Origin of the sequence: Pseudoscardovia radai (genome assembly GCF_002259605.1) — a bacterium.
Taxonomy (GTDB): domain Bacteria; phylum Actinomycetota; class Actinomycetes; order Actinomycetales; family Bifidobacteriaceae; genus Pseudoscardovia; species Pseudoscardovia radai.
Map to the genome: position 1 here is coordinate 43664 of NZ_MWWR01000003.1, position 26933 is coordinate 70596.

Annotated in this window: 32 protein-coding genes and 1 tRNA gene; 32 read left to right on the plus strand and 1 reads right to left on the minus strand. The window is 63.7% G+C overall.

What is annotated here, in order from left to right; all coding sequences use genetic code 11:
- The first annotated feature begins 76 nt into the window (after positions 1-76).
- From PSRA_RS01315 to dapC, 3 genes are all read left to right on the plus strand, one after another.
- Positions 77-1300: a UDP-N-acetylmuramate dehydrogenase gene (locus PSRA_RS01315; protein WP_094660064.1), complete on the plus strand. Its 1224-nt coding sequence runs from the start codon at positions 77-79 to the stop codon at positions 1298-1300.
- A gap of 143 nt (positions 1301-1443) precedes the next feature.
- Positions 1444-1767, plus strand: a complete 324-nt coding sequence (gene fdxA / locus PSRA_RS01320) for a ferredoxin (protein ID WP_094660065.1) — start codon at positions 1444-1446, stop codon at positions 1765-1767.
- Positions 1768-1781: 14 nt separating this feature from the next.
- Entirely contained in the window at positions 1782-2981 is a 1200-nt protein-coding gene (dapC, locus tag PSRA_RS01325; protein ID WP_094660066.1) for a succinyldiaminopimelate transaminase, read from the plus strand.
- Positions 2982-3247: 266 nt separating this feature from the next.
- Here the strand turns inward: dapC and PSRA_RS01330 are convergent.
- Positions 3248-3339 (minus strand) — tRNA-Ser (locus PSRA_RS01330).
- Positions 3340-3495: 156 nt separating this feature from the next.
- On the opposite strand from PSRA_RS01330, the gene dinB reads away from it, so the two are divergent.
- The 29 genes from dinB (at position 3496) to rpmD (ending at position 26932) form a co-directional block, all read left to right on the plus strand.
- Complete coding sequence (gene dinB, locus PSRA_RS01335; protein ID WP_094660067.1) at positions 3496-4863, plus strand: DNA polymerase IV; 1368 nt, start codon at positions 3496-3498, stop codon at positions 4861-4863.
- 45 nt (positions 4864-4908) lie between these two features.
- Complete coding sequence (locus PSRA_RS01340; RefSeq protein ID WP_094660068.1) at positions 4909-6393, plus strand: Mbeg1-like protein; 1485 nt, start codon at positions 4909-4911, stop codon at positions 6391-6393.
- Positions 6394-6982: 589 nt separating this feature from the next.
- Positions 6983-7981, plus strand: coding sequence for an NAD(P)-dependent oxidoreductase (locus tag PSRA_RS01345; RefSeq protein WP_094660069.1), 999 nt, complete (start codon positions 6983-6985; stop codon positions 7979-7981).
- 93 nt (positions 7982-8074) lie between these two features.
- Positions 8075-8743 carry an IMPACT family protein gene (locus PSRA_RS01350; protein ID WP_094660070.1) on the plus strand — a complete coding sequence of 223 codons (669 nt, stop codon included), beginning with the start codon at positions 8075-8077 and terminating at the stop codon, positions 8741-8743.
- A 510-nt stretch (positions 8744-9253) separates the two neighbouring features.
- Positions 9254-9946 (plus strand): AbrB family transcriptional regulator, encoded by a 693-nt coding sequence (locus tag PSRA_RS01355; RefSeq protein ID WP_094660219.1) that lies wholly within the window; start codon positions 9254-9256, stop codon positions 9944-9946.
- A gap of 488 nt (positions 9947-10434) precedes the next feature.
- Positions 10435-12630 carry a 4-alpha-glucanotransferase gene (gene malQ / locus PSRA_RS01360; protein ID WP_094660071.1) on the plus strand — a complete coding sequence of 732 codons (2196 nt, stop codon included), beginning with the start codon at positions 10435-10437 and terminating at the stop codon, positions 12628-12630.
- Positions 12631-13111: 481 nt separating this feature from the next.
- Positions 13112-13561 carry a 50S ribosomal protein L13 gene (gene rplM / locus PSRA_RS01365; protein ID WP_094660072.1) on the plus strand — a complete coding sequence of 150 codons (450 nt, stop codon included), beginning with the start codon at positions 13112-13114 and terminating at the stop codon, positions 13559-13561.
- A 26-nt stretch (positions 13562-13587) separates the two neighbouring features.
- Entirely contained in the window at positions 13588-14079 is a 492-nt protein-coding gene (gene rpsI / locus PSRA_RS01370) for a 30S ribosomal protein S9 (RefSeq protein WP_094660073.1), read from the plus strand.
- Between the two features lie 351 nt (positions 14080-14430).
- The gene (adhE, locus tag PSRA_RS01375) at positions 14431-17187 is read left to right on the plus strand and encodes a bifunctional acetaldehyde-CoA/alcohol dehydrogenase (protein WP_094660074.1); all 2757 of its coding nucleotides are present in this window, start codon (positions 14431-14433) and stop codon (positions 17185-17187) included.
- Between the two features lie 616 nt (positions 17188-17803).
- Positions 17804-18112 (plus strand): 30S ribosomal protein S10, encoded by a 309-nt coding sequence (gene rpsJ / locus PSRA_RS01380; RefSeq protein ID WP_094660075.1) that lies wholly within the window; start codon positions 17804-17806, stop codon positions 18110-18112.
- A gap of 13 nt (positions 18113-18125) precedes the next feature.
- The gene (gene rplC / locus PSRA_RS01385; RefSeq protein WP_094660076.1) at positions 18126-18776 is read left to right on the plus strand and encodes a 50S ribosomal protein L3; all 651 of its coding nucleotides are present in this window, start codon (positions 18126-18128) and stop codon (positions 18774-18776) included.
- A 5-nt stretch (positions 18777-18781) separates the two neighbouring features.
- Positions 18782-19429: a 50S ribosomal protein L4 gene (rplD, locus tag PSRA_RS01390; RefSeq protein WP_094660077.1), complete on the plus strand. Its 648-nt coding sequence runs from the start codon at positions 18782-18784 to the stop codon at positions 19427-19429.
- 5 nt (positions 19430-19434) lie between these two features.
- The gene (gene rplW / locus PSRA_RS01395) at positions 19435-19731 is read left to right on the plus strand and encodes a 50S ribosomal protein L23 (protein WP_094660078.1); all 297 of its coding nucleotides are present in this window, start codon (positions 19435-19437) and stop codon (positions 19729-19731) included.
- Between the two features lie 30 nt (positions 19732-19761).
- Positions 19762-20592 carry a 50S ribosomal protein L2 gene (gene rplB, locus PSRA_RS01400; RefSeq protein ID WP_094660079.1) on the plus strand — a complete coding sequence of 277 codons (831 nt, stop codon included), beginning with the start codon at positions 19762-19764 and terminating at the stop codon, positions 20590-20592.
- Positions 20593-20607: 15 nt separating this feature from the next.
- Complete coding sequence (rpsS, locus tag PSRA_RS01405) at positions 20608-20886, plus strand: 30S ribosomal protein S19 (protein WP_094660080.1); 279 nt, start codon at positions 20608-20610, stop codon at positions 20884-20886.
- A 22-nt stretch (positions 20887-20908) separates the two neighbouring features.
- On the plus strand, positions 20909-21268 hold the full coding sequence (gene rplV / locus PSRA_RS01410; protein ID WP_094660081.1) for a 50S ribosomal protein L22: 360 nt from the start codon (positions 20909-20911) through the stop codon (positions 21266-21268).
- Positions 21269-22087, plus strand: coding sequence for a 30S ribosomal protein S3 (gene rpsC, locus PSRA_RS01415; RefSeq protein ID WP_094660082.1), 819 nt, complete (start codon positions 21269-21271; stop codon positions 22085-22087). It begins immediately after the preceding gene.
- A 4-nt stretch (positions 22088-22091) separates the two neighbouring features.
- On the plus strand, positions 22092-22511 hold the full coding sequence (gene rplP, locus PSRA_RS01420) for a 50S ribosomal protein L16 (RefSeq protein WP_094660083.1): 420 nt from the start codon (positions 22092-22094) through the stop codon (positions 22509-22511).
- A complete protein-coding gene (gene rpmC / locus PSRA_RS01425) occupies positions 22508-22768 on the plus strand; it encodes a 50S ribosomal protein L29 (RefSeq protein WP_094660084.1) in 261 nt (86 codons plus the stop codon). The genes rplP and rpmC overlap by 4 nt, the downstream gene beginning before the upstream one ends.
- Positions 22768-23043 (plus strand): 30S ribosomal protein S17, encoded by a 276-nt coding sequence (rpsQ, locus tag PSRA_RS01430; RefSeq protein ID WP_094660085.1) that lies wholly within the window; start codon positions 22768-22770, stop codon positions 23041-23043. Before rpmC ends, rpsQ begins: the two co-directional genes overlap by 1 nt.
- Positions 23044-23163: 120 nt before the next feature.
- Positions 23164-23532 carry a 50S ribosomal protein L14 gene (gene rplN, locus PSRA_RS01435; protein WP_094660086.1) on the plus strand — a complete coding sequence of 123 codons (369 nt, stop codon included), beginning with the start codon at positions 23164-23166 and terminating at the stop codon, positions 23530-23532.
- A 1-nt stretch (position 23533) separates the two neighbouring features.
- Complete coding sequence (gene rplX / locus PSRA_RS01440) at positions 23534-23869, plus strand: 50S ribosomal protein L24 (protein ID WP_094660087.1); 336 nt, start codon at positions 23534-23536, stop codon at positions 23867-23869.
- Complete coding sequence (rplE, locus tag PSRA_RS01445) at positions 23866-24432, plus strand: 50S ribosomal protein L5 (RefSeq protein WP_094660088.1); 567 nt, start codon at positions 23866-23868, stop codon at positions 24430-24432. The genes rplX and rplE overlap by 4 nt, the downstream gene beginning before the upstream one ends.
- A gap of 1 nt (position 24433) precedes the next feature.
- Positions 24434-24619, plus strand: a complete 186-nt coding sequence (locus PSRA_RS01450) for a type Z 30S ribosomal protein S14 (protein WP_004114370.1) — start codon at positions 24434-24436, stop codon at positions 24617-24619.
- 83 nt (positions 24620-24702) lie between these two features.
- Positions 24703-25101: a 30S ribosomal protein S8 gene (rpsH, locus tag PSRA_RS01455; RefSeq protein WP_094660089.1), complete on the plus strand. Its 399-nt coding sequence runs from the start codon at positions 24703-24705 to the stop codon at positions 25099-25101.
- Positions 25102-25117: 16 nt separating this feature from the next.
- Entirely contained in the window at positions 25118-25657 is a 540-nt protein-coding gene (gene rplF, locus PSRA_RS01460) for a 50S ribosomal protein L6 (RefSeq protein ID WP_094660090.1), read from the plus strand.
- Positions 25657-26028 carry a 50S ribosomal protein L18 gene (gene rplR, locus PSRA_RS01465; RefSeq protein ID WP_094660091.1) on the plus strand — a complete coding sequence of 124 codons (372 nt, stop codon included), beginning with the start codon at positions 25657-25659 and terminating at the stop codon, positions 26026-26028. Before rplF ends, rplR begins: the two co-directional genes overlap by 1 nt.
- The gene (gene rpsE / locus PSRA_RS01470; protein WP_094660092.1) at positions 26025-26744 is read left to right on the plus strand and encodes a 30S ribosomal protein S5; all 720 of its coding nucleotides are present in this window, start codon (positions 26025-26027) and stop codon (positions 26742-26744) included. Before rplR ends, rpsE begins: the two co-directional genes overlap by 4 nt.
- The gene (gene rpmD / locus PSRA_RS01475; protein WP_094660093.1) at positions 26744-26932 is read left to right on the plus strand and encodes a 50S ribosomal protein L30; all 189 of its coding nucleotides are present in this window, start codon (positions 26744-26746) and stop codon (positions 26930-26932) included. Before rpsE ends, rpmD begins: the two co-directional genes overlap by 1 nt.
- Position 26933: the final 1 nt, after the last annotated feature.

Below are 26933 nucleotides of genomic sequence, written 5' to 3' on the forward strand. Positions count from 1 at the left end.
CAAGCCCATCCCGACTTCGCCAAGAAGCCTCGGGGCGGACTGCCTGGCGGACGGGCTCCGTCCAAGGAAGAACGACATGCCGGCCACACCATCAGCGTTCGAAACGACTCCCACCTTCGCCGACCTGACCACGATTCGCATCGGCGGCCCCATCGATGAGTTCGTCCGCCCAGAAACGCGCGACGAGGTCATCGACACCGTGCGCCGTGCGGATGCACAGGGCACCCGGTTGTGCATTATCGGCGGGGGAAGCAATATGCTCGTCTCCGACGCGCCGTTCCATGGCGTCGTGGTGCGCGACATGCGCGATGGCATCCGTGTGTCGCGCTCTGCGCCTGGCGATTCCGGCGATGTCATTGTCGAGGCCGATGCTGGCGCCAATTGGGATGATTTCGTGGCCTGGACGGTGTCCGAAGGATACGAGGGAATCGAGGGACTGTCCGGCATTCCCGGTTCCGTCGGTGCGTCCGTCGTCCAGAACATCGGCGCCTATGGCCAGGAGGTCGCGTCCAGTGTCCTGTCCGTCACAGCTTGGGACCGGCAGGCCGGCGCCATCGTGGAGATCGGGCATGACAACCTCGCCTTCGGCTACCGCTTCTCCGCCCTCAAAGCCACGATGTACGAGACACCGGAAGTGCAAGGTACGGGGGAGGGCCGTCGCGAAACACGATGGTTCCCCAGCCCGCGCTACGTCGTGCTCGCCGTCACCTACCGCTTCCGCCGCAGCCGCCAGGGAACCGTCGGCATGGGGCAGCTGGCCAAGGCACTCGGCGTCGAGAAGGGCACGCGCATGGACCTGACGGATATCCGCGCCGCCGTTCTCTCGATTCGCGCCACGAAGGATATGCTCGAGGACCCCACGCGATACGCGAATCCCTGGATGGCGGGCACCAAGCGTGAGATTCCCGAGGCGGGCGAGCCCAATCACAACCGCTGGAGCTGCGGAAGCTTCTTCATCAACCCCGTGGTCACGGCCGAGCATGCGCGCCGGTATCTCGACGGCGCGCCTCAGTATCCCGGCGTGTTGCCCGACGGCACTCCCGGTGTCAAGACCTCCGCCGCCTGGCTCATCGACCACGCCGGATTCCACAAGGGCTTCCGACTTCCCGGCGTTGCGGCGGATTCCGCCGATGGCGCGGAGCCGAGCTCCGCGGGCCTGAGCACCGTGCATACCCTGGCGCTGACGAACCGCGGGGGCGCCACTTTCGACGATGTATGGCGACTCGCCTCATGCATCAGGCGTGGCGTCGACGACGCCTACCACATCGACCTTGTGCCCGAACCCGTCGTCATCCGCTGAAAGGCGAGCAAGGGACAGGTTGGACCGGTTCGTTTCGCGCTTCCTCGAGTCCGCGAAACGGCGTACCCTTGTAACAGGTTTATGCGCATCCCACGGGATTCGCCTGTTTTACAACGCCTGTAACTGGCGGGAAGGAGTCCGACATGGCATATGTGATTGCCGAGCCGTGCGTCGATGTCAAGGACAAGGCCTGCGTTGACGAATGTCCGGTGGACTGCATCTACGAAGGCCAGCGCACGCTGTACATCAACCCGAACGAGTGCGTCGACTGCGGCGCCTGCGAGCCCGTGTGCCCCACCGAGGCCATCTTCTACGAGGACGACCTTCCGGAGGACTGGACCTGGTACAAGGATGCCGCGGTGAGCTTCTTCGCCGAGGTCGGCGATCTGGGCGGTGCCACGGCGGCCGGTTCCATCGGCCATGACGAGCCCCGCGTCGCGGCGCTTCCGGCGGATATCAACGCCTGAGCCGGGCGCCTGCCATGGGTTTCGCATCGTATTCCACTCCATATGACTGGTCCCGCGTTTCCTCGTTCCGCGCAACCGCCGCGCAGCACCCGGGAGGCGCCGTCGACCTGTCGATAGGCTCGCCGGTCGATTCCGTCGCGCCGGGCGTCCAGAAGGCGCTGGCCGACGCGGCGAACGCGCGCAACGCCTACGGATACCCCGCCACCGTCGGAACGCCCGATCTGCAACGCGCCATCCACGACTGGTTCCGCCGTGACCGTGGCGTCGACCTCGAGGCCATCGGCGCGTCCGTCGTCCCCTCCGTCGGTTCCAAGGAGGCCGTCGCCCTCATGGCGTCGCTTCTTCATCTGCACGAAGGCGATGTCGTCGTCCAGCCGAAGGTCGCCTATCCCACCTACGCCATCGGCACCCAGCTCGCGGGCGCGACCGTCCGCACCGTCGACGCCATCGAGGACACCTCGTCGTGGGAGAACATCGAGGGTGTCAAGGCCGTGTGGGTGAACTCGCCGAACAATCCGAGCGGCAAGGTCCTCAACGCCTTCCAGCTGCATGATATCGTCGTGGCGGCCCGCCGCATCGGTGCCGTCGTCATCTCCGACGAATGCTACGCACTGCTGTCGTGGAAGGGGCAGTCGCACGCCATGCCGTATCTGCCGGACCCGGCGGAAGACGCCGAGCGTGCGAAGAAGGGCTTCGCGGATATCTGCGCCCCGTCGATCCTCGACCCGGGCGTGTGCGGGGGAGACGCCAGCAACCTCGTGTGCCTCTACTCGCTGAGCAAGCAAAGCAACATGGCCGGATACCGCGTGGCCTTCGTCGCCGGCGACCTGACCATCGTGGACGAGATGGCGGCGATTCGCAAGCAGATCGGCCTGATCATCCCCGGCCCCGTCCAAGCGGCCATGACCTATGCCCTGGGTGACGATGCCTCGGTGGTCGCGCAACGCCGCAAATACGCGGCGCGTCTCCATGCGCTTATCGACGGCCTGCTCGATTTCGGCTATGCCGACGCCGAGATTCCCCAGGGCGGCCTGTACGTGTGGGTCGAGGCCATCGGCTCCACGTGCTGGGAGGATATGGAGGAGCTCGCACATATCGGCATCGTTCCCGCCCCCGGCGAATTCTACGGAGACCCGACGCATCTGCGCTTCTCCGTCACAGCGTCCGACGAGGCCGTGAATCGCGCGGCGCACCGTCTGCGCGGCGCCTACTGACGCGGGTTTCAGAACACGATTCCTCCGTCGCGCAGGCGTGCGGACCGCGATGGAGGGGAACGGCGGGGCCGGATCGGATATCCGATCCGGCCCCGTTGCTGTTGTCACAAACCCGGCGCCTCGGCGGCCGGCGATCCGAATCCGGCGTGTCGCGCTGTGAAACCGGGGAGCTGTGGGGCTGTGAAACTGGGGGAGTTGGGGGAAAGCCACGCTGCGGAAAACTCGGCCGGATAACGAAAAAGGCTCCCGGAAACCGGAAGCCTTTCTGGCGGAGACGGAGGGATTCGGACCCTCGAACCACAAAATCGTGATTAACACCTTAGCAGGGTGCCCCTATCGACCACTCAGGCACGTCTCCATCTTGAATTATCGCCAGGCTCATTCGCCAAGCAACAAAATGACATCATAACAGAACCGCCGGATATCGCAAACCGGCGACGCCGGGGGCGTCGTCGCAGCGCGTGATTTCCCCGCCACGCCGCGTCTTCCCCGCGTGTCGCGTCATAATGTTGCCATGAGCACTTCACCGAGACCTGAGGAGGCGAGACGGGACTGGGGGCATGATCCCGCCGGCTGCACAATCCTGCATATCGACATGGATGCCTTCTACGCCTCGTGCGAGATCGTGCGCCACCCCGAGCTCGCCGGCAAGCCCGTCATCATCGGCACCGGTGCGCGGGCCGTCGTTTCCGCGGCCAGCTACGAGGCGCGCGCATACGGCGTCAACTCGGCCATGCCCGTTTCGGCAGCGCGTCGACGGTGCCCCGACGGCGTGTTCCTTCCCGTCGACATGGCCTATTATCGCGAGATGTCGGCCAGGGTTTTCGCCATCTTCGAACAGGTCACGCCCGTTATCGAGAAAGTCTCCGTGGATGAGGGGTATCTCGATGTCTCCGGTGCGCTCGGCGCCTGGCCGGGCGGCCCCGAGCAGATCGGCGCGTGGATCCGCGCCACCGTGCACAGCACGCTGGGCGTCACCTGCTCCGTCGGCATCGGGTCGAACAAGCTCATCGCCAAACTCGCCTCCACGAACGCCAAGCCGGACGGCATGCTGATCGTTCCGAAGGCGCGCAACGCCGATTTCATGCGCGTCATGCCGCTGCGCGCCGTGCCGGGCATCGGACCGGCCACCGAGAAAGCCCTGGTGGCGTGGGGTTGCGGAAGCGTCGCCCAGCTCGCCGAACTCAGCGAAGAGGACCTGTGGCATGCCACCGGCTCGCGCGTCGAGGCCCACCGCCTGTGGCTTGTTGCGCGTGGCGAGGACGACCGCAAGATCGTGGTGCATGCACCGGAGAAATCCATCGGTGCCGAACGCACCTTCGAGGAGGACCAGGTCGCGCTCGGGCCCGTCGCCGACCTGCTGAGGTCCTGCTGCGACGAGGCTGCCTCGCGCCTGCGCTCGCGCCAGCTCGTGGGGCATACGGTGACGTTGAAGATTCGCTATGACGACCTCCAGTATGCGTCGCGCTCGCATACGGTGCGCGAGCCGCTGAACACCGTCGCGCAGATCTATCCCGCGGCACGCGCACTGCTCTGCGGCGTGTTGCATGTGCCGGAGGACTCCGGACGGCAGACGCGCCTGTTCCGCCCCATTCGTCTCGTGGGTGTGTCCGTGTCGTCGCTGGAGAGCTCGCACGGCGCGGTGTTCCAGCCTTCTTTCGACGATTTGGTGGGGGAGCAGGCGCAGGATGCGACGACGCCCAGCGTCGCCTCGGCCAAGGCGGGGGAGGCGGAGAAGGCCATCGATTCGGTGCGACGGCGCTTTGGCAAGAATGCCGTGGGCTTTGGGCTCGATTCCTCGCATCTGGTCGGCAAGTCCCCGGACCGGGGACGGGTATCCGGCACCGGACGGGATTGTGCGCGCGGATCCGTCGAATCGTGACGGGGCGCGGAATGCCCCAGCGGCGTGACGGATACGACACGCCGCATGGCACAGGCGTGTCCGGTGCTGTGCGGCAGGCCGCGCCTCGGTAGAATCGCAGATGTGACGAACATCATCGATTACGCCAGAACCCAGATGGACCCTTTCCCGTCCCCCGACGGGGCGCAGACGCGGGACCGGGCCACGGCGGAGGCGTCGCTTCATGAGGCCAGGCCGCTTCCCGAGAGTAGGCCGCTGTCGGATGTCGACAGCCTCGTCCTGTCACAGCTCGCCTACGTGCATATGCCTGATTTCGTGCCCCGGCTTGATCCCGACGGGGAGGGCGCCGATCCCGAATCCGCATATATCCCGATTCCGGCCTTGCTCAAAAGCGAATACTTCGATGAGATGTTCCCCAGTAAAGGCGCCTATAGCTCGCTGTGCGCGCTGGTGACCGCCATGGCCGTCAGCCCCCGTTTCCGTGACGTGCGCATCGGCAACTATGTGTCCGTCGAGGACGCGTCCCGCGGGCACGAGAAACAGTTCGCCGCCGTCTGCGCGCTTCTGCCCGACGGAACCGAATACGTCGCCTTCCGCGGCTCCGAGGATTCCGTCGCCGCATGGGTCGAGAACTTCAACATGGCCTTCACCTGCCCCATACCCTCGCAGACTGCTGCGGCGCGCTATGTCAGGCGCGTCGCAGCGGCCACGGGGCGCGACCTCGTGCTGGGCGGCCATTCCAAAGGCGGTAACCTCGCGGTCTACGCCGCCATGAAGGCGCCCGACGCCCTGCGTGCACGCATCCGCGCCGTGTACTCCCATGATGGCCCCGGTTTCGAAAAAGGCGTGCTCGATTCCCTCGACTTCGCCGCCATCGCGCCCGTCGTGCATAAGACGGTGCCCGAGGCGTCCATCATCGGCATGATTTTCGAAACGCATGAGGATTTCACGGTGGTGGAAAGTGAGGGGCACGGCATCACCGAGCATTTCGCCATGCGGTGGAAGGTGGTGGACGGCGATTTCGTGCGCGTCCCCAGGCTTCCGGAAGGGACCCGCTATTCCAGCCGCGCCATGAACGCGTGGATTGCGAGCTACACGCCGCGGGAGCGCGAACGCGTTCTGACCGACCTGTTCGACATCCTGCGGGCCACGGGGTTCGAGAGTTTCTCCGACATGGCCGTGCATTGGCGCGACGCCCTCCCCGCCATCCGGGACGCGGTCAAGGGCATGGATCCCGAGGAGCGTCGCTTTGTCATCGCCACGTTCAAGGTGCTGTTCAGCACGGCGCTGCGTACCGTCACCACGGGGCGCCTTCCGGCTCCAGGGAAGGGCGACGAGGAGGTGCGTCGCGAGGAATCGTACAGGCGGCATCGTGACGAGATGCGCACGGAGGCGGCGCAGCTCGGTGACGAGAAGACGCGCATCAAGCGCGACTTGAAGACGCTCAGGGAGCAGTACCGCTCCGTGCGTCGCCAGAACAAAGCCGAGGCCAAGGAGGACAAGGCGCGGTACAAGCAGGCGAAAAAGGATGCGAAACGCCTCGAAAACTAGGCGTGTCCACCGTTTCCCCGATTGCGGTTCGCGTCGTGGCAAGACCGTTCGCATCCTGGCAAGATGTGGGGGAAGCGGAGCGAGGGGACGGAATGTTTGAAAATCCGTTGTATGCAGGGCAACCGCGATATGACGCTGACGATAAGGCATAAAACGCGAGAAGGCGTAAACGATTCGATGAGGCAAGGGGCACCGGCAGGGGCGGGGACATCAGGGCACGCCTCATGTCTCCGGCGCGTCCGTTCGTCCAGCGCCCGCTCCTGCTTCCGGTCTATCCCGTCCTGAAGATTAGCGGGCGAAAGTACTCCCTTGTCTCTCGCCTACCATCACCATAGCGGAACGCGTTGACGCTCGCACCCCGGAAATCGTATCTGGAGACACTGTGATGTGAGGATTATGTGGAGGCAACCTGCGAATTCCTGGGGAAGCGATTCGGGGGAAATGCATCTGCGATGTGGCGTCCGCGGTGTGGGGCCCGCATCGTGGCGTCCACAGTGCTGTGTCCGCACCGTGCGGCCGCCGACCCACGGCATGCGCGGATGCCGGACCGAACGGACAACGGTTCACACGGCTGCCCTATGGTTGACGCATGAGACTTATAGAACGCGATATGGAGCGGGACTCCCTGCCCCTTGTTGTTATTCCCAACTGCACGCCGACGCTCGCCGCCTTCTTCGAGAAGGAGATCGACCGCTTTGCCGGAATCGCCCGCGTACGCATGTACGTCGACGAGCATGACATCACCGACGAGAGCACGATTCTCGAGCGCGCCCAGGGTGCGGATGCCGTCATCGTTCTGGCCTTCCATGTCTCCGACAGCCTGTTTGACGCTCTGTCGACCGTACGGTGTTACGCCTTCGGCGGCACCGGCGTGGCCAATTACGTGAACGTGCCCAAGGCGCAGGAACGCGGTGTCAGGATTTGCAACGCCCGCCATTACGGCGACCAGTCCGTCGCCGAACACGCCATCGCCCTCATGTTCGAGCTGACCAAACACACGGGACGGATGAACGATCTCATGCACGCAGACGGCGGGTGGCCCGGCTGCGACGCCATGCAGCTGAGCGGCATGACGCTCGGCATCGCGGGATTCGGCGGCATCGGCCGCGCCACCGCGCGCATGGGCGTGGGCCTGGGCATGAACGTCACCGAGTGGTCGCGCCATCCGCACGAACAGGAGGCGGCGGCCCTCGGCGTGCGCTCCGTGCCCACGCTCGAGGATTTGTTCGAGCAATCCGACATCGTCAGCCTGCATATCACGCTTAACTCCGAGACGAAGGGAATCGTCACCCGCGACCTCCTCGACCGTCTCCATCCGGGTGCCCTGCTCATCAACACGGCGCGCTCGCAGCTTATCGAAGACGGCGCCTTGCTTGACCGGTTGTCGCGCGGAGACATCGCCGCCGGGCTCGACGTCTTCGACACCGAGCCCCTTCCCGACGACGATCCGCTGCGCTCGCAGCCCCATGCCGTTATCACGCCGCATAACGCATGGCGCACCGACGCCGCCATCCGCGGCATCGCCGAACAGTGCGTGCAGGCCGTGGTCTCCTGGATCCAGGGCGGCGACTACAACGCCGTCGTATGACGGCGCGGAGGCATGGTACGCGGGACGGCGCTCGCGGCGGTGCCTGTTGCGACCATGCCATCCTTTGACATGCCCTGCTGTTAGAACGAGGTTATGACGACGAACACTGCGCTTGCCACAATCCTCGACGACGCCGGTTCCCCGGCGCGGGGAACCTATGAGGACCGCAAATCCGAATTCATCGGCGAGATCTGCCATATCGAGGATCCCGACAGCGCCATTGCCTTCGCACAGCGTGTGCGGGAGGCGAATCCCAAGGCGCGCCATGTGGCGTATGCCGCGGTGTGGGGCGTCGACGTCGGATCGATGGGCGAGCGCATGAGCGATGACGGCGAGCCGTCGGGAACGGCGGGCAAGCCCATTCTCGAAGCCATCAGGTCGCGTGGCCTCACGGATTGCGTCGTGACCGTGACGCGCTATTTCGGCGGGATCCTTCTGGGAAGCGGCGGGTTGATCCGCGCGTATTCGAATGCCGCCGGCGAGGCGATTGCCGCGGCGCATCGCGCGACCATCGCCCGGGGTGTGCGCTTCCAAATGCGCGTGGGGTATTCGCGCCATGACCAGGTGCTGCAACTGGTGCGCGCCTGCGGCGGTACGGTGGCGCATGAGGATTTCGCCGCGGATGTGACCGTGAGCGTGGATATTCCCGAGGATGCGGCGGATTCTTTCGTCGTGCGGCTGCGTGATGCCACGGCGGGTGCTGTGATTGCGCAAAAGCTGGGCGATGTGCGCACGGTCGTTCCGGTGGAAGATGCCGGGTGACGGCGCAGTTGCTTACCGGATGCCGGCATTCGGTAGGGTTTTCAGGATATTTCGAAAGGATTGCGATAAGGCCCCGGAGCCTGTGCCTGTGCGTGGTGCGTGATGTTTTGCGTTACCGTCTGTGCATTACGCAATGTCGCAACACGCCGTGGACGCGTTGCGGCACTTGAAAATCGCATTGCGGACGATGCATGATTCGAACATTTGAGCGGAAGAGGGTATTCTAAAGCTATGGCTGAAGACGAAACGACTGATGAGGCGACCGGCATGAGTGTCGGACGGGACGCTGCGGATGAGGATGCCAAGGGGAGCGCCGCCGGAGAGGGGCTCGTCGAGGAAGAAGCCGTCGGGGAAGGTGCCGCTGGGGATGCCGCCGGGGAGGGTGCGGTAGCCGATGCGGGAACTTCCGGGGCGGATGATTCCGAGACGGGTGTTGCTGACGAGGGGGTTTCCCAGACAGACGATGCCGCCGGAACCGGTTCCGATACGAATGTCGTCGAGGATTCGGCCGTGGAGGATGCAGACACCGTGCATGACGCAGGCAACGCCGGGGACTCCGGGGGGGCGGCCGTGAACGCCGACTCGGGCTTCGACGAGAGCAAGGCGACGCTCAACGAGATGTACGACCATCTTCGTCACTCGACCGACACCGCCGAGCTCGACGCATTCGCCATGCGCCCGTTGCCCGATCCCAAGGATGCCGCCGCGTTCTCGAGAGCGACGGCACTTCTCGAGGCGGTCGCCGGCAACCTGCATACCTCGGTCGAGAAGCGCATCTACCTCGCGGAAAGCATGCGCTTTCCGAATATCCTCGTCAAGCTGTCCAGCGATCCGGACGAAACCGTCCGTGCCGCGGTCGCCGCGAACACGGATGACAAGAACTGGCTCGTCGGACTGCTGACGAAGGATCCCGATGTGTCGGTCCGCGAATCGGCACTCAAGAACAAACAGACATCCTGGAAAATGCGAATGGAAGGAGCGGAAGATCCGCAGATCGGTCCGGAAACCCTGGACTTCCTGGCCCAGATGGGACTCGAGGAGGATTTCAAGGGACCGGCTGTGCTCGCGGCCATGGTGCGTCGTGCGGTGGCGTTGAACCCCAACGCTTCCGAAGACACCCTGCACCGGCTCGCACAGGACTCCGTGCCCGACGTGCGCCACGCGGCGGAGCAGCATCTTTCGGAGCAGCATCTTTTGCAGTGACCTGTTCCGTCTGAATCTGTTCCGTCTGGCCTCGGCTGCAGACGAAGCCGGCGTGGGCGTCCCCCGGGCGGGCGATCTGCGCAAACACATGACGGAGCATGACAGAAACATAACGGAACAGATACTTGACGGAACATGGCAAACGCATGGCGGAGTCATGCAGGAACATGACGAACGGCCATATCTTTGACGGCTGTATGACCAATGGCTGTCTGACCAACATCCGTATGACCAACGGTTATTTGACCGACAAGGCATACCAGCCGGAGCCTGCCCCGTGCATTCCATGCGCGGCCCCTCCCCGGGTTCCGGCACTTTGCCATGCCCGTTGACGTTGGCGCGTCGTGGGGTTCCGGTAAGACGCGAGAGCCCGTCGCGTCACCGAACCGCTGCATGATGGACGGCATCGTGATTCTTTTACGGAAATTTTCGGCCGATTTTCCCCGACGCGCGTGGTTTGCGGCGTTCTTTGCTCTAGTCTTGTAGGCATGAGCAAAAAACAAGATTCGGAAAGCGAAGAGCGTCTTGCCCGGCCGCTCATTCGACTTGCAAAGGCACATGGCGTCGCCACGTCCTACAACGGGCAGCAGGGTGAGTTCGTCGAGATTTCCGACGACGTTCTGATCAAGATCCTCAAGGCGCTTGACGTTGATGCCAGCACCGATGAGAAGGCCAAGAAGGCCCTGGGCGATCTCGAGGATGAGAAGCACGCCCGTCTCGTGGAACCGACCGTCCTCCATGTGGAGGGTCAGGAATCCCGCGTTCTCGTCAACCATGGTCCGCTGGACGTCCCGTCCGCCACCATCACCCTCGAGGACGGCACCGAGTACCAGGGCGTCATCACGTCCGAGCCCGGTGACGGATCCCCGGCGTATCCGCTGAACGGCGATCTGGTCGTCAACTCGGCCCTTGTCATTCCCGCAGACCTTCCGCTCGGCTACCACACGCTGCACGTCTCCGCGGGCAAGCGCACGGCCGACGCCACCCTCATCAGCGCACCGAAGCGCGTCAACCTCATCAAGGATCTTCAGAACGGCCAGCTCTGGGGCTGGATGGCGCAGCTTTACTCGATCCGTTCGAAGGAATCGTGGGGCGTGGGTGACTTCTACGACCTCGGCAACTTGCTTGCCGGAGCCAAGGAGAAAACCGGCGCCGACTTCATCCTCATCAACCCGGTGCACGCCGCGGAGCCCGTCGCCCCGCTGACGCCGTCTCCGTACCTGCCGATCTCCCGCCGTTTCATCAACTTCTCGTATATCCGTCCGGAAGCCGTTCCGGAATACGAGCGTCTGGACGACGAGGCCAAGGCCGAGATCGCCAAGCTGCATGAGAGCGTCGCCGTGAACAACACCGATCCGGACTTCGTCGACCGCGACGCCATGTGGAAGGCCAAGGTCCCCGCGCTGTGGCTTATCTTCAAGGCCGGTCGTTCCCTCGACCGCCAGGCCGTTTTCGACAAGTACGTCGAAGAGGCCGGCGGCGACCTCGAGGCATACGCCACCTGGTGCCTGTGCTATGACAAGTGGGGCGCCCCGGAGGATGACCCCGAGTCGTGGGAGAACCGCCTCACCAAGGACTCCAAGGAAGTCAAGGACCTGCGCAAGCAGTACCCCGATACCCTCGAGTTCTACAAGTGGCTCGAGTGGATCGCCGACGAGCAGCTGACCGCAGCCCAGAAGAAGGCGCAGGAAGCCGGTATGAAGATCGGCCTCATGGCCGATATGGCCGTCGGCGTGCACCCGCAGGGCGCCGAGGTCTGGTGGAACCCGCAGCGCTTCGCCAAGGGCGCGACCGTCGGTGCCCCGCCGGACTTCTTCAACCAGCAGGGCCAGAACTGGAGCCAGCCTCCGCTGAACCCGATCGACCTCGCCAACACCGGCTACCAGACGTACCGTGACATGGTCCACGGCATGTTCCAGAAGGCCGGCGCCGTGCGCATCGACCACGTTCTCGGCCTGTTCCGCCTGTGGTGGATCCCCGAAGGCAACACCGCCAAGGACGCCACCTACGTCTACTACGATTCCGCCATCATGCTCGGCATCCTCGCGCTCGAGGCCTACCGCGCCAACGGCGTCGTCGTGGGCGAGGACCTCGGCGTGGTGCCGGACTACGTGGCCGACTCCCTCAAGTCACACGGCCTCATGGGCTGCGTCATCGAGTGGTACGCGCAGGACGAGGACGGTTTCGTGCCGCCGAAGAAGTGGCGCGAGTACGCGCTCGCCTCTGTGACGACGCACGATATGCCGCCGACTGCCGGCTACCTCAACTACGAGCAGGTCAAGATCCGCCAGGAGCTCGGTCTGCTGACCACCTCCGTCGAGGAGTTCCAGGCCTCGGCCGAGGAGGAGCACAACGGTCTGCTCGACATGCTCGAGAACAACGGGTACATGCCCGCCGAATGGCGCAAGGACGAGGCCTCCCACGAGCAGGACATCATCGAGGCCATGCACGTTGCCCTGTGCGATGCCCCGAGCAAGCTGCTCGCGGCTGCAATCGTGGACGGCGTCGGCGAACGTCGTGCGCAGAACCAGCCGGGTACCAACAACGAGTATCCCAACTGGCGCGTTCCGCTGGCCGATGGCAAGAAGAACCCGATTCTGCTCGACGACCTCTTCGACAACGAGCGTCTGCTGTCGCTGTCCAAGGTCATGAACGAGAGCCTTGCCAAGAAGTATGGTCGCTGAGTCCGAGTGCTGACCGAGTGCCGACCGGGCGCTGATTGAGCGCTGGCCGGTCTGAACGCTCGCTACAGCGAACGGCATCCCAAGGGCGCCGGGATTATCCCGGCGCCCTTTCGTATGTCGCTGTCCCCGTGGGGCGTGAATCCACGCTGTGAATCCACGCTGTGAATCCGCGCTGCGAACCCCGCGGATGGTGCTTGATATGACGGCCTGGCTTTGACGCGGTGCGACGCCATGTGCAATCGAGATGCCATGCGCGGACGCCTCCCGTCGTCGCGGAAAAGCCGCGACACGCCGAACCGGATTGCAACGACGCGGAGGTTTGAAATATCGGGGATGTCCCCTTATAATGGGCGACTGTTGTGTCTTCCAAGGGTCCGGAAAGCGCTGTCCCACTCGCATCGGACTTTCAGGGAGCCCACGGAAATCAAGAACGTTATTAACCACTGACGTTCGAAACACAATGACAAGAAAAGGTTGAACAGTGAAGACTTTCACTCCTAAGCCGGCAGACCTCAGCCACGAATGGTACGTCATCGACGCCACCGACGTGGTGCTCGGTCGCCTCGCATCCCAGACGGCTAACCTGCTTCGTGGCAAGAACAAGCCGTCCTTCGCGCCGTACGCCGATCAGGGCAACAACGTCATCATCATCAATGCTGACAAGATCGCCCTCTCCGGCAAGAAGCTCGCGAAGAACCTTTACCAGCACTCCGGCTTCCCGGGTGGCCTGCGCGCCGATAGCTACGCCGAGCTCCTCAAGAAGGACCCGGCCCGCATCATCCGCACCGCCGTCAAGGGCATGCTTCCGAAGAACCGCCTGGCCAAGGTGCAGCTCAACCGCCTGTACATCTACACCGGTTCCGAGCACCCGCACGCTGGCCAGCAGCCGACTGTGTTCGAGATCAAGCAGATCTCTCAGCAGGCTAAGTAACCGAGACCGAAAGGAGATCCACGATAATGGCTGACAACAACCAGAACTCCGCGGTCCAGGAGACCGAGGAAGAGCTCACTTCGTACACCACCGAGACCAACGCTGGCGCCGGCACCGGTACCTCCGTGATCGCTCCGGGCTATGGCACCGGCCGCCGCAAGGAGGCTGTCGCCCGCGTCCGCCTCGTGCCGGGTTCCGGCAAGTGGAAGATCAACGGCCGCACGCTCGAGGAGTACTTCCCGAGCCGCCTGCAGCAGCGCGAGGTCAACTCTCCGATCGTTCTGCTCAAGCTCGAGAACAAGTTCGACGTCATCGTCCTCGTTGACGGCGGCGGCGTGACCGGCCAGGCCGGCGCCATCCGCCTCGGCGTGGCTCGCGCGCTGAACGCGATCGACCGCGATTCCAACCGTGCCGCCCTGAAGAAGGCTGGCTTCCTGACCCGCGACTCCCGTGTCGTCGAGCGCAAGAAGGCTGGTCTGCACAAGGCTCGCAAGGCTCCGCAGTACTCGAAGCGTTAAATCGTTTCCTTCAACGCCCCGGTTCGCCGGGGCGTTTTTGTTTTTTTTCCCCCTCACCTCCGCCAGCAAGACACGCCGACCCTACTCACCGAAACACGAAGCCCCACGCGATCCGAGGGCGTTGCGACACCGCGAATCGCGCAAACTCGCCATTGCGAAATCTGTGGCGGGCGGTGGCCGTCGGACACGAAATCCCTCATATGGTGGGAGCATCGTGCGAGTTTGTGAAACATGCCGGTCCTACATTAAAGTGTGAGTTGGCTCACAACAATTGTGCGCCCCCGACCGTGCCGACGCGGATCGAAGCCGCCCCCGCACGGTGACGGGGAGCCTTGTGTTCAAGGAGGATCCGTGGCAGAAAAAGCAACGGCAGACAAAACCCAGCAACCCCAGGTCGACAAGGAGGCCGAGGCCAAGGCCAAGGAGGCTGCGGCCCAGAAGGAAGTCGACGAGCTTGTCTCCAAGGCCCAGGTTGCGCTCAAGGAGTACGAGAAGTTCGACCAGGAGACCATCGACCGCATCGTCGGCAAGGCTTCGCTCGCGGCCCTGAACAAGCACCTTGAGCTGGCCAAGCTTGCCGTGGACGAAACGCATCGCGGCCTCGTGGAAGACAAGGCGACGAAGAACATCTTCGCCTGCGAGCACGTGACGCATTATATGGCGGGCCAGCGCACGGTCGGTATCATCAACGAGAACGACGTGGACGGCATCATCGAGATCGCCGAGCCGGTGGGCGTCGTCGCAGGCGTCACGCCGGTCACGAACCCGACGTCGACGGCCATCTTCAAGTCGCTCCTGGCCATCAAGACCCGCTGTCCGATCGTTTTCGGCTTCCACCCGTTCGCGCAGAAGTCGTCGGTCGCCGCGGCCAAGATCGTTCGCGACGCGGCCATTAAGGCCGGCGCGCCGGAGAACTGCATCCAGTGGATCGAGCACCCGAGCATCCAGGCCACACAGGCCCTGATGAAGCACCCGGGCGTCGCCACCATCCTCGCCACCGGCGGCCCGGGCATGGTCCAGGCGGCCTACACCTCCGGTAAGCCCGCCCTCGGCGTGGGCCCCGGCAATGCCCCCGCGTATGTGGACTCCGACGTGGACGTCAAGCGCGCCGTCAACGACCTCGTGCTCTCCAAGCACTTCGACTACGGCATGATCTGCGCCACCGAGAACGCGATCATCATCCACAAGGACGTCTACGACCAGACCATCGACGAGCTCAAGCGCCGCAAGGTCTATTTCGTGAACGCCGACGAGAAGGCCAAGCTCGAGAAGTACATGTTCGGTGTCCAGGCCTTCGCTCCGGAAGGCAGCCCCGCGCCGAGGCTCAACAGCGTGGTGCCGGGCAAGTCCCCGCAGTTCATCGCCAAGGAGGCCGGCTTCGAGGTTCCCGAGGATTGCACGATGATCGCCGCAGTGTGCTCCGAGGTGAGCGAGCGCGAGCCGCTGACCCTCGAGAAGCTGTGCCCGGTCCAGGCCATCCTCAAGGCCGAGGACAAGGAGGACGGCTTCGAGAAGTGCGAGCGCATGCTGATCCACGGCGCCGGTCACACCGCCGCCATCCACACGAACAACGAGGATCTGGTGCGCGAATACGGCATGCGCATGAAGGCGTGCCGCATCATCTGGAACTCCCCGTCGTCGCTCGGCGGCATCGGCGACATCTACAACGCCATCGCCCCGTCGCTGACGCTGGGCTGCGGCTCCTACGGCGGCAACTCCGTTTCCGGCAACGTCCAGGCGGTTAACCTCATCAATATCAAGCGCGTCGCTCGGAGGAACAATAACATGCAGTGGTTCAAGATCCCGCCCAAGACCTACTTCGAGCCGAACGCCATCCGGTACCTGCGCGATATGGTCGGCGTGAACCGCGTCGTGTTCGTGTGCGACAAGGTCATGATCCAGCTCGGCGTGGTCGAGAAGTGCATCGACCAGCTGCGCCATCGCATGAACCACGTCGAGTACCGCATCATCGACTACGTGGAGCCGGAGCCGAGCGTGGAGACCGTCCAGCGCGGCGCCGCCATGATGCGCGACGAGTTCCAGCCCGACACGATCATCGCCGTCGGCGGCGGCTCCGCCATGGACGCTTCGAAGATCATGTGGCTGCTCTACGAGCATCCGGAGGTCTCCTTCGACGATGTGAAGGAGAAGTACTTCGACATCCGCAAGCGCGTGTTCCGTCTGCCGGAGCTCGGCCACAAGGCCAAGCTCGTGTGCATCCCGACCTCGTCGGGCACCGGCTCCGAAGTCACGCCGTTCGCCGTGATCACCGACCACAAGACCGGCTTCAAGTACCCGATCACCGATTACGCGCTGACCCCGTCCGTGGCCGTCGTGGATCCGGTGCTCGCGCGCACCCAGCCGCGCCGCCTCGCCTGCGACTCCGGCATGGACGCCCTGACGCACGCCATCGAGGCCTACACCTCCGTGTATGCCAACGATTTCACCGACGCCATGGCCCTGCACGCCATCGACCTCATCTGGCACAACCTCGACGATTCCGTCAACAAGAAGGACGTCATGGCCCAGGAGAAGATGCATAACGCGGCGACGATGGCCGGCATGGCCTTCGGCTCGGCCTTCCTCGGAATGTGCCACGCGATGGCGCATACGATCGGCGCGCTGTGCCATGTGGTTCACGGCCACACGAACGCCATCCTGCTGCCGTATGTGATCCGCTACAACGGACAGGTGCCGGAGGAGCCGACGAGCTGGCCGAAGTACAACAAGTACATCGCGCCGGAGCGTTTCCAGAGCATCTGCAAGCTGCTCGACATCCCGACCACCTCTCCGGAGGACGGCGTCGAGAAGCTCGCCAGTGCCATCGAGGACTACCGCGACAACAAGCTCGGCATGGACGCCTCCTTCAAGGCGTGCGGCGTGGACGAGGAGTACTTCTGGTCCATCCTCGACCGCATTGGCATGCGCGCCTACGAGGACCAGTGCGCGCCGGCCAACCCGCGCATCCCGAAGATCGAGGACATGAAGGACATCGCAATCGCCGCGTATTACGGTGTGTCGCAGGCCGAGGGCCATCGCCTGCGCGAGGAGCGCCAGGGCGAGGCCGCGCTGCACGAGGCCTCGGACTTCGTTCCCGAGGAGAAATAGCGCAGAGAAGTAGCACGGAGAAATATCGCACAGGGAGCGCATGAATCGCGCGAACGCGCGGCGGGCGCGGTGCCGGGAGACATCACGATTCCGCAGCCGGACACGCGTGAACGATGGCGCTTAACCTAACGATTGCGCATAACCCGCAGGGCGGGCGTCGGATACCGGCGCCCGCCTTTGCCATGCTCGTCCCCGTGCCGCCGGCGTTCCGTAGACTCGCTCCCCGTACCGACAGCGTCTCGGCTACTCGTGGGCATCCCGGCGCCATGCCGAATCGTTCCGGATTTGTCAAATCGGGGACCATATCCACGGGCTCAGCCGACTGTCGCCCGTTCCCGAAAGGGCTTGGAACGCAAGGGCTGTGGCGCGACACGCCCGGATTATCCAGAGTCGTCGCCCTATGGTTAAATATACGAGTTGCCTGTTTTACGGCTCGCATAATTCTCTTCTAAAAAGCGAGCGCAACGTGGCGATATGCCAAGGGTTGCGCACTGATGTGGCTCCGCCATGCGGATGCATCGTGTCTTGCGATGCGCCGTGCCATGGGTGGGTCCGCCTTGGTGGCGTTGGAACAGGTTTGGAATAGTAACGAACCTTAAGAAAGGGCGGACGGCGAATGGCGGGACAGAAAATCCGCATCAGGCTTAAGTCCTATGACCATGAGGTCATCGACCAGTCGGCGAAGACAATCGTCGAGACGGTCACGAACGCGGGCGCAACGGTTGTTGGCCCGGTTCCGCTTCCCACAGAGAAGAACGTGTTCTGCGTTATTCGTTCTCCTCACAAGTACAAGGATTCCCGCGAGCATTTCGAGATGCGCACGCATAAGCGCCTCATCGACATCGTGGATCCCACGCCGAAGGCGGTCGACTCGCTGATGCACCTCGACCTTCCGGCGGAAGTCAACATCGAGATCAAGCTGTAGGGAGGAGGAAGCCATGGCTAACGAAAAGAACCGCACCGCTCTGCTGGGCACGAAGCTCGGCATGTCGCAGGTCTGGGACGAGAACGGCTTCTTCGTCCCCGTCACGCTCGTGGACGTCTCCACGAACGTCGTCACGGCTGTCAAGACCGACGAGTCCGATGGCTACCAGGCCATCCAGCTCGGCTACGGCGAGATCGATCCCGCCAAGGTCACCAAGCCGCTGGCCGGCCACTTCAAGAAGGCCGGCGTGACGCCGCGTCGTCACCTCGTCGAGGTGCGCACCGCCGACGCCGCGAACTACACCCCGGGCCAGGAGCTCTCCGCTGAGCTCTTCGCCGATGGCGCCACGGTCGACGTGACCGGCACCACGAAGGGCAAGGGTTTCGCCGGCACCATCAAGCGCTGGGGCTTCAAGTCCTACCGCCGTACGCACGGCTCTCACAAGAACGAGCGCCGTCCTGGTTCTGTCGGCGCATGCGCCACGCCGTCCCGCATCCTCAAGGGCAAGCGCATGGCTGGCCGCATGGGCCACGCAACCAACACCGTGCTGAACCTCACGGTCGTGTCCTCCGACGCCGAGAACGGCATCCTCGCGATCAAGGGTGCTATCCCCGGTCCGAAGGGCGGCCTCGTTGTGGTTCGCTCTGCAGTGAAGGGAGCCTGAGATAAATGGCTAACGTTACACTGAACGTCACCGACGCTTCGGGCAAGGCCGCCGGCACCGTCGAGGCTCCTGCCGACGTGTTCGGCATCGAGTTCGACGAGGTCCGCAACCACGTCTCGCTCGTGCACCAGGTCGTTATCGCGCAGCTCGCTGCCGCCCGCCAGGGCACGCACCAGGTCAAGAACCGTGCGCGCATCTCCGGCGGTGGCAAGAAGCCGTACAAGCAGAAGGGCACCGGCCGTGCACGCCAGGGCTCTATCCGCGCTCCGCAGTTCGCCGGCGGCGCCGTGGTCCACGGCCCGGTTCCGCGCGATTACTCGCAGCGCACCCCGAAGAAGATGAAGGCCGCCGCTCTGCGCTACGTCCTGTCCGATCGTGCCAACGCCAACCGCGTGCATGTCGTGGACTTCGCCATCGACGAGCCGTCCACCAAGAAGGCCAAGGCCGCCCTGCTTCCGCTCGTGGCCGAGCGCTTCACCACCGTGGTCCTGGGCCGCGAGGAGCTCAACACGTACCTGTCCGTGCGCAACCTGCGCACCGTGCACGTGCTGTTCGCCGACCAGCTCAACACCTATGACGTGGTCACCGCCGAGGACGTCGTCTTCTCCAAGGAAGGCTTCGACGCCTTCGTGAATGGCAAGAAGGAGGCCTGATTTTCATGGTGGCAGTTCACAAGCCCGCACACGACATCATCCTCAAGCCTGTTGTGTCCGAGAAGAGCTACGCGCTCTCCGATCGCGGTCAGTACACCTTCGTGGTGGCCAAGGACGCGAACAAGGTCCAGATCAAGCAGGCAATCGAAGAGATCTTCAAGGTCAAGGTCACCTCGGTCAACACCCTCAACCGCCCGGGCAAGCGCGTGCGCACCCGCTACGGCTACGGCCAGCGCGATTCCCAGAAGCGCGCCATCGTCACCGTGGCCGAGGGCCAGTCGATCGACATCTTTGGCAACTGAAGGCTAGCCGAGAAAGTTAGGAACTAAATTATGGCTATCCGCGTTTACAAGCCGACTAGCGCAGGCCGTCGCAACGCTTCCGTTTCGGACTTCTCCGAGATCACGCGTTCGACTCCTGAGAAGTCGCTCGTTCGCAAACTCACCAAGACCGGTGGTCGCAACTCCTATGGTCGCGTCACCTCCCGCCATCGCGGTGGCGGTCACAAGCGTCAGTACCGTCTCATCGACTTCAAGCGTTGGGACAAGGACGGCGTGCCGGCGAAGGTCGCCGAGATCGAATACGATCCGAACCGCTCCGCCCGCATCGCGCTCCTGCACTTCGCTGATGGCGAGAAGCGCTACATCATCGCCCCGAAGGGCATCAAGCAGGGCGACGTCATCGAGACCGGCGCCAATGCCGACATCAAGCCCGGCAACAACCTGCCGCTGCGCAACATCCCGACCGGTACCATCGTGCACGCCATCGAGCTCCGCCCCCTGGGCGGCGCGAAGATCGCCCGCTCCGCCGGTGCCGCCGTGCAGCTCGTCGCGAAGGACGGCGCCTACGCCCAGCTGCGTATGCCGTCCGGCGAAATCCGCAACGTCGACGCGAACTGCCGCGCGACCGTGGGTGAGGTCGGCAACTCCGATCACAGCAACATCCAGCTCGGCAAGGCCGGTCGTGCGCGTTGGATGGGCAAGCGCCCGATCACGCGTGGTGAGTCGATGAACGCCGTGGACCATCCGCATGGTGGTCGTACCCGCGGTGGCAAGCCGCCGGTTTCGCCGTGGGGCAAGGGCGAGGTTCGTACTCGTCGTCCGAAGAAGGCTTCGAACAAGATGATTGTCCGTCGCCGTCCGAATGGTAAGAACCGCAAGTAAGGGAGTGTCAGGTAGATGACTCGTAGCATCAAGAAGGGCCCCTTCGTCGACGCCCACTTGCAGAAGAAGGTCGACGAGCAGAACGAGAAGGGCACGCACAACGTCATCAAGACGTGGTCGCGCCGTTCGATGATCACCCCTGATTTCATCGGACATACCTTCGCCGTTCACGACGGTCGCAAGCACGTCCCCGTGTTCGTGACCGAGGCAATGGTTGGTCACAAGCTCGGTGAGTTCGCCCCGACGCGCACTTTCCGTGGCCATGTGAAGGATGACAAGAAGGCGCGCCGCTAAAGGCGAGGAAGAGTAGAGACACATGGAAGCTAAAGCAGTTGCTCGTCACGTCCGCGTGACGCCGCGCAAGGCTCGCCGCATGGTCAACCTCATCCGAGGCAAGCAGGCGACCGAAGCCATCAACATCCTCAAGTTCGCTCCCCAGGACGCCTCCGTCCCGGTGCTGAAGGTTCTTGAGTCCGCCATCGCGAACGCCCGCGTCAAGGCCGAGCGCGCGAACGAGCCGTTCCGTGAGAACGACCTCGTCGTGGCGCAGACCTTCGTCGACGAGGGTGTCACGATCAAGCGTTTCCGCGCCCGTGCGCAGGGACGTGCAGCCCGTATCAACAAGCGCACCAGCCACATCACCGTGGTCGTCGCCGATAAGGAAGGAGCCCGTTAAATGGGGCAGAAGATCAACCCGTTCGGCTACCGCCTCGGTGTGACCGAATCCCATCGCAGCAAGTGGTTCTCCGATTCCACCAAGCCGGGTGAGCGTTACAGCGACTTCGTGCTCGAGGATGACAAGATCCGCAAGGCCATGAACAAGGACCTGGAGCGTGCCGGCGTGTCCCGCGTCGTCATCTCCCGCACCCGCGACCGCGTGACGGTCGACATCCACACCGCGCGTCCGGGCATCGTCATCGGCCGCCGCGGCGCCGAGGCCGACCGCGTGCGTGGCAAGCTCGAGAAGCTCACCGGCAAGCAGGTGCAGCTGAACATCTATGAGGTCAAGAACGCCGCCATCGATGCCCAGCTCGTCGCCCAGTCCATCGCCGAGCAGCTGACGAACCGCGTCACGTTCCGCCGTGCGATGCGCAAGGCCCAGCAGGACGCCATGCGCGCCGGTGCCAAGGGCATCCGTATCAAGCTCTCCGGCCGTCTCGGCGGTGCCGAGATGAGCCGTTCGGAGTTCTACCGTGAGGGTCGCGTTCCGCTTCAGACGCTCCGCGCCCTCATCGACTACGGCTTCTTCGAGGCCCGCACCACCTACGGCCGCATCGGCGTGAAGGTGTGGATCTACAAGGGTGATATGACGGAGGCCGAGTTCGAGGAGCAGCAGGCTCAGCAGAATAACCGCGGCCGTCGTGGTTCCGACCGCCGTCCGCGCGGCAACCGTCGTCCGAACAGGGAGGCCAACGAGGCCACGCAGCAGGAAGCCGCCCAGGCTCCTGCAGCCGCTGCGGAAGCTCCCGCAGCCGCAACGGAAGCAAAGGAGTGATCTGATGCTGATTCCTAAGAGGGTCAAGTATCGCAAGCAGCACCGTCCGACGCGTTCTGGCATGTCCAAGGGCGGCAACGAGATCGCCTTCGGCGATTACGGCATCCAGGCCCTGGCTCCGGCGTACGTCACGAACCGCCAGATCGAGGCGGCCCGTATCGCCATGACCCGCTACATCAAGCGTGGCGGCCGCGTGTGGATCACGATCTTCCCGGATCGTCCGCTCACCAAGCACGCTCTCGGTTCCCGAATGGGTTCCGGTAAGGGTGCTCCTGAGTACTGGATCGCCAACGTGCGCCCGGGTCGCGTGATGTTCGAAATCGGCGGTGTCTCTGAGGACGTCGCTCGCGAGGCTCTTCGTCGTGCCATCGACAAGATGCCGATGAAGTGCAGGATCATTGCTCGTGAAGGCGGTGACAACTGATGATCGGAACTGCTGAGTACAGCATCGATAATCTCAACGCAAAGACCAACGCTGAAATCGAGGACGCGCTGAAGAAGTCCAAGGAGGAGCTGTTCAACCTCCGCTTCCAGTCCGCCACCGGTCAGCTCCAGAACACGGCCCGTCTCAAGGCTGTGAAGCGCGACATCGCGCGCATGTACACTGTGCTGAGCGAGCGTGAGCTCGGCATCAGCCAGGAGCCTGGCGCGCAGTCCGAGAACAAGGCTGAGGAGAAGTAATGGCTGAAGCTACTGAAACTCAGGAGCGCAACTCCCGCAAGGTCCGCCGCGGTTACGTGGTGTCCGACGCCGCCGACAAGACCATCACGGTCGAGCTCGAGCAGCGTTCCACCCACCCGCTGTACGGCAAGGTCGTGCGCACCACTCGCAAGGTCAAGGCCCATGATGAGAACAACGAGGCACATGTCGGTGACCTTGTTACAATTATGGAGACTCGTCCTTTGAGCAAGACGAAGCGCTGGCGTCTGTCGGCCATCGTCGAGCGCGCAAAGTAATAAGTTCGGCAAGGCTCGCCGTACACCTCGGATTGGGCCGCACATCCCGTTGCTCCGTGCAATGGACGATTGCGGCCCTTTTCGGGTGTACGGGGAGGACCAGCTCGGCTAAGGAGAAATATGATTCAGCAAGAATCAAGGCTTAAAGTCGCCGACAACACGGGCGCCAAGGAAATCCTGGCAATCCGCGTGCTCGGTGGTTCTAAGCGTCGCTACGCCGGCATCGGCGACGTGATCGTCGCCTCCGTCAAGGACGCCATCCCTGGCGGGTCGGTGAAGAAGGGTGACGTGGTCAAGGCCGTCGTCGTCCGCACTGTCAAGGAAAGCCGCCGCAAGGATGGCTCCTACATCAAGTTCGACGAGAACGCGGCCGTCATTCTCGGCAATGGCAATGAGCCCCGCGGCACTCGTATTTTCGGACCGGTCGGCCGTGAGCTGCGCGACAAGCGCTTCATGAAGATCGTGTCCCTCGCTCCGGAGGTGATCTGACATGGTAGCCAAGATCAAGACAGGCGATCAGGTCAAGGTCATCAAGGGCCGCGACCGCGGCGCCGAGGGCAAGGTCCTGCGTGTCCTGGACGATGGCCGCATCATCGTCGAGGGCGTTCAGATCGTCAAGAAGCACGTGCGCGCCACGCGTGAAGGCCAGCAGTCGGGCATCATCTCGACCGAGGCTCCGATCGACCGTTCGAACGTCATGCTCATCGATCCCGAGACCGGCAAGCCGACCCGCGTTGGCGTGCACGTCGCGGAGGAGGTCCGTGACGGCAAGGTGAAGCGCGTTCGCACTCGCTATGCCAAGAAGTCCGGAAAGGAGATCGCATGAGCGACATCGAAGCTCCCGCGACCCCGCGTCTCAAGCAGCAGTACAACGAGGTCATCGTTCCTGAACTCGAGAAGGAGTTCAAGCACGCCAACCCGATGCAGATCCCGCGCATCCAGAAGGTCGTCGTCTCCATGGGCGTCGGCGAGGCCGCGCGCGATTCCAAGCTCATCGAAGGCGCTGTGAAGGACCTCACCCTCATCACCGGCCAGAAGCCGAAGATCACCAAGGCCAAGAAGTCCGTGGCGCAGTTCCACCTGCGCGAGGGCCAGGCCATCGGTGCCTTCGTCACGCTTCGCGGCGACCGCATGTGGGAGTTCCTGGACCGCCTGCTGACCCTCGCCCTGCCCCGTATCCGCGACTTCCGCGGCATCAACGGCAAGCAGTTCGACGGCAACGGCAACTACAACTTCGGCCTGACGGAGCAGTCCATGTTTCACGAGATCGATCCGGATCAGATCGACCACCGCCGCGGCATGGACATCACCGTCGTGACCTCGACCAAGGACGACAAGGAAGCCTACGCGCTGCTCAAGGCCCTCGGCTTCCCGTTCAAGGAGAACTGATATGGCAAAAACCGCTCTTAAGAACAAGGCGGCCGCAAAGCCGAAGTTTAAGGTGCGTGCCTACACGCGCTGCCAGGTCTGCGGACGTCCCCATTCCGTGTATCGCAAGTTCGGCCTCTGCCGTGTCTGCCTTCGCGAGAAGGCCCACCGCGGCGAGCTCCCGGGTGTGACGAAGTCCAGTTGGTGAAAATTGACGCTGAAGGTCCGCGGCCGTGCCTGCTGAGCAGAGCACGGCGGCGGAAACCACGGCGAGGAAGGGCATAAGCCCACATGACAATGACAGATCCGATCGCAGACATGCTTACGCGTCTGCGTAATGCGAGCGCGGCAAAGCACAAGACCGTGGATATGCCGTACTCCAAGTTCAAGGCGGCCATCGCCGATATCCTCAAGCGCGAGGGCTATATCGCCGATTACACCGCGAAGGAAGCAAAGGTCGGCCAGACGCTCGAGATCACTCTCAAGTATGGCAAGTACGGCCAGCAGTCCATCCAGGGCATCAAGCGCGTGTCGAAGCCTGGCCTTCGCCGCTACGCGAAGTCCGATGAGCTCCCGATGCCGCTCGGCGGCCTCGGCATCGCCATCATCTCGACGTCGTCCGGCCTGATGACCCAGAAGGAATGCCTGGACAAGGGCATCGGCGGCGAAGTCGTCGCCTACGTGTGGTGAGAGAGGAGAGCTGAACATGGCATCGCATATTGGTAAGCTCCCCATCGCCATCCCGTCCGGCGTTGAGGCTTCCGTCAATGGTTCCACTATTTCCGTCAAGGGCCCGAAGGGCTCCGACGAGTTCACGTTCCCGGAGTGCGTCACCGTGTCGGTGGCGGACAACGAGATCGTGGTGACCCCGGTCGACGACGAGCGTGAGACCCGTGCGCAGCACGGCCTGACCCGCGCTCTGATCGCCTCCAAGGTCAAGGGTGTGCACGAGGGTTACCGCAAGCACCTCCTCATCGTCGGCACCGGTTACCGCGTGCAGGCCAAGGGCAAGAGCCTCGAGTTCTCCCTGGGCTATTCGCACACGATTACCGTGAACGCCCCGGAAGGCATCACGTTCGAGGTGCCGAACCAGAACGAGCTTTTCGTGTCCGGTACGGACAAGCAGCTCGTCGGCCAGGTCGCTGCGAACATCCGCAAGCTGCGCGCCCCGGAACCCTACAAGGGCAAGGGCATCAAGTACGAGGATGAGCACATCCTGCGCAAGGCTGGAAAGGCTGGTAAGTAATGAGCGTCAAGATCAAGGGTAAGGGCAAGTTCGTTGCCCGTGCGCGTCGTCACGCTCGTCTGCGCAAGAAGATCGTCGGCACGCCCGCGCGTCCGCGTCTCGTCGTGACCCGCACCAACCGCAACATGACCGCCCAGATCGTGGATGACACCAAGGGCATCACCCTCGTCTCCGAGTCCACCCTGCAGAACGACTTCGGCGATTTCCAGGGCACGAAGACCGAGGCTGCGAAGCTCGTGGGCCAGCGCATCGCCGAGAAGGCGAAGGCCGCCGGCATCACCGCTGTCTGCTTCGACCGTGGCGGCAACAAGTACCATGGTCGCGTCGCCGCTGTGGCGGACGGCGCCCGTGAGGGAGGTCTGGCGCTGTGAGCGATAACGAAGTTAAGGAAACTGCAGTGGCAGAAGAGTCCGAGAACACCACCGCGGCTCAGAACACCGAGGACCGCAAGGGCCGTCGTGGCGGCCGCAACGAGCGTCGCAACCGCCGTGACCGCGAGGAGAACCGCGGCGACGAGATGCTCGATCGCGTCGTTACGATCAACCGCGTGTCCAAGACGCACAAGGGCGGCCGTACGTTCAGCTTCGCCGCTCTCGTGGTCGTCGGTGACGGCAACGGCACCGTGGGCGTCGGTTACGGCAAGTCCCACGAGGTCCCGGCCGCCATCGCCAAGGGCCAGCTCGACGCCAAGAAGCACATGTTCAACGTTCCGCGCGTGCGTGGCACCATCACCCACCCGGTGATCGGCCACGATGCCGCAGGCACCGTGCTTCTTCGCCCGGCAGCCCCGGGTACCGGCGTTATCGCCGGCGGCGCAGTCCGCGCCGTCATGGAGTGCGCCGGCATCACCGACGTGCTGACCAAGTCCATGGGCTCCGACAACGCGATCAACACCGTGAACGCGACCGTCGCCGCCCTCAAGCAGCTCGAGGAGCCCGAGGAGGTGGCCGCCCGCCGCGGTCTGTCTCTCCAGGAGGTCGCCCCGGACAGGCTCCTGCGTGAGCGTGCCAAGGGCATCGCCGAGGCTCGCGAGGCTCGTGAGAAGGCTGCGGCCGAGAAGGCCGCCGAGCAGAAGGATGGTGAGTGATGGCTGACAAGCAGATCAAGGTCACCCTGGTTCGCGGGCTTGTGAACCGCACGCCCAACCAGCGAGTCAACGTCAAGCAGCTTGGCCTTCGCAAGATCGGCCAGTCCGTGATTGTCCCCGACGATCCGGCGCATCGCGGCATCATCCAGAAGGTGCGCCATATGGTCACCGTCGAGGAGGCTAACTGAT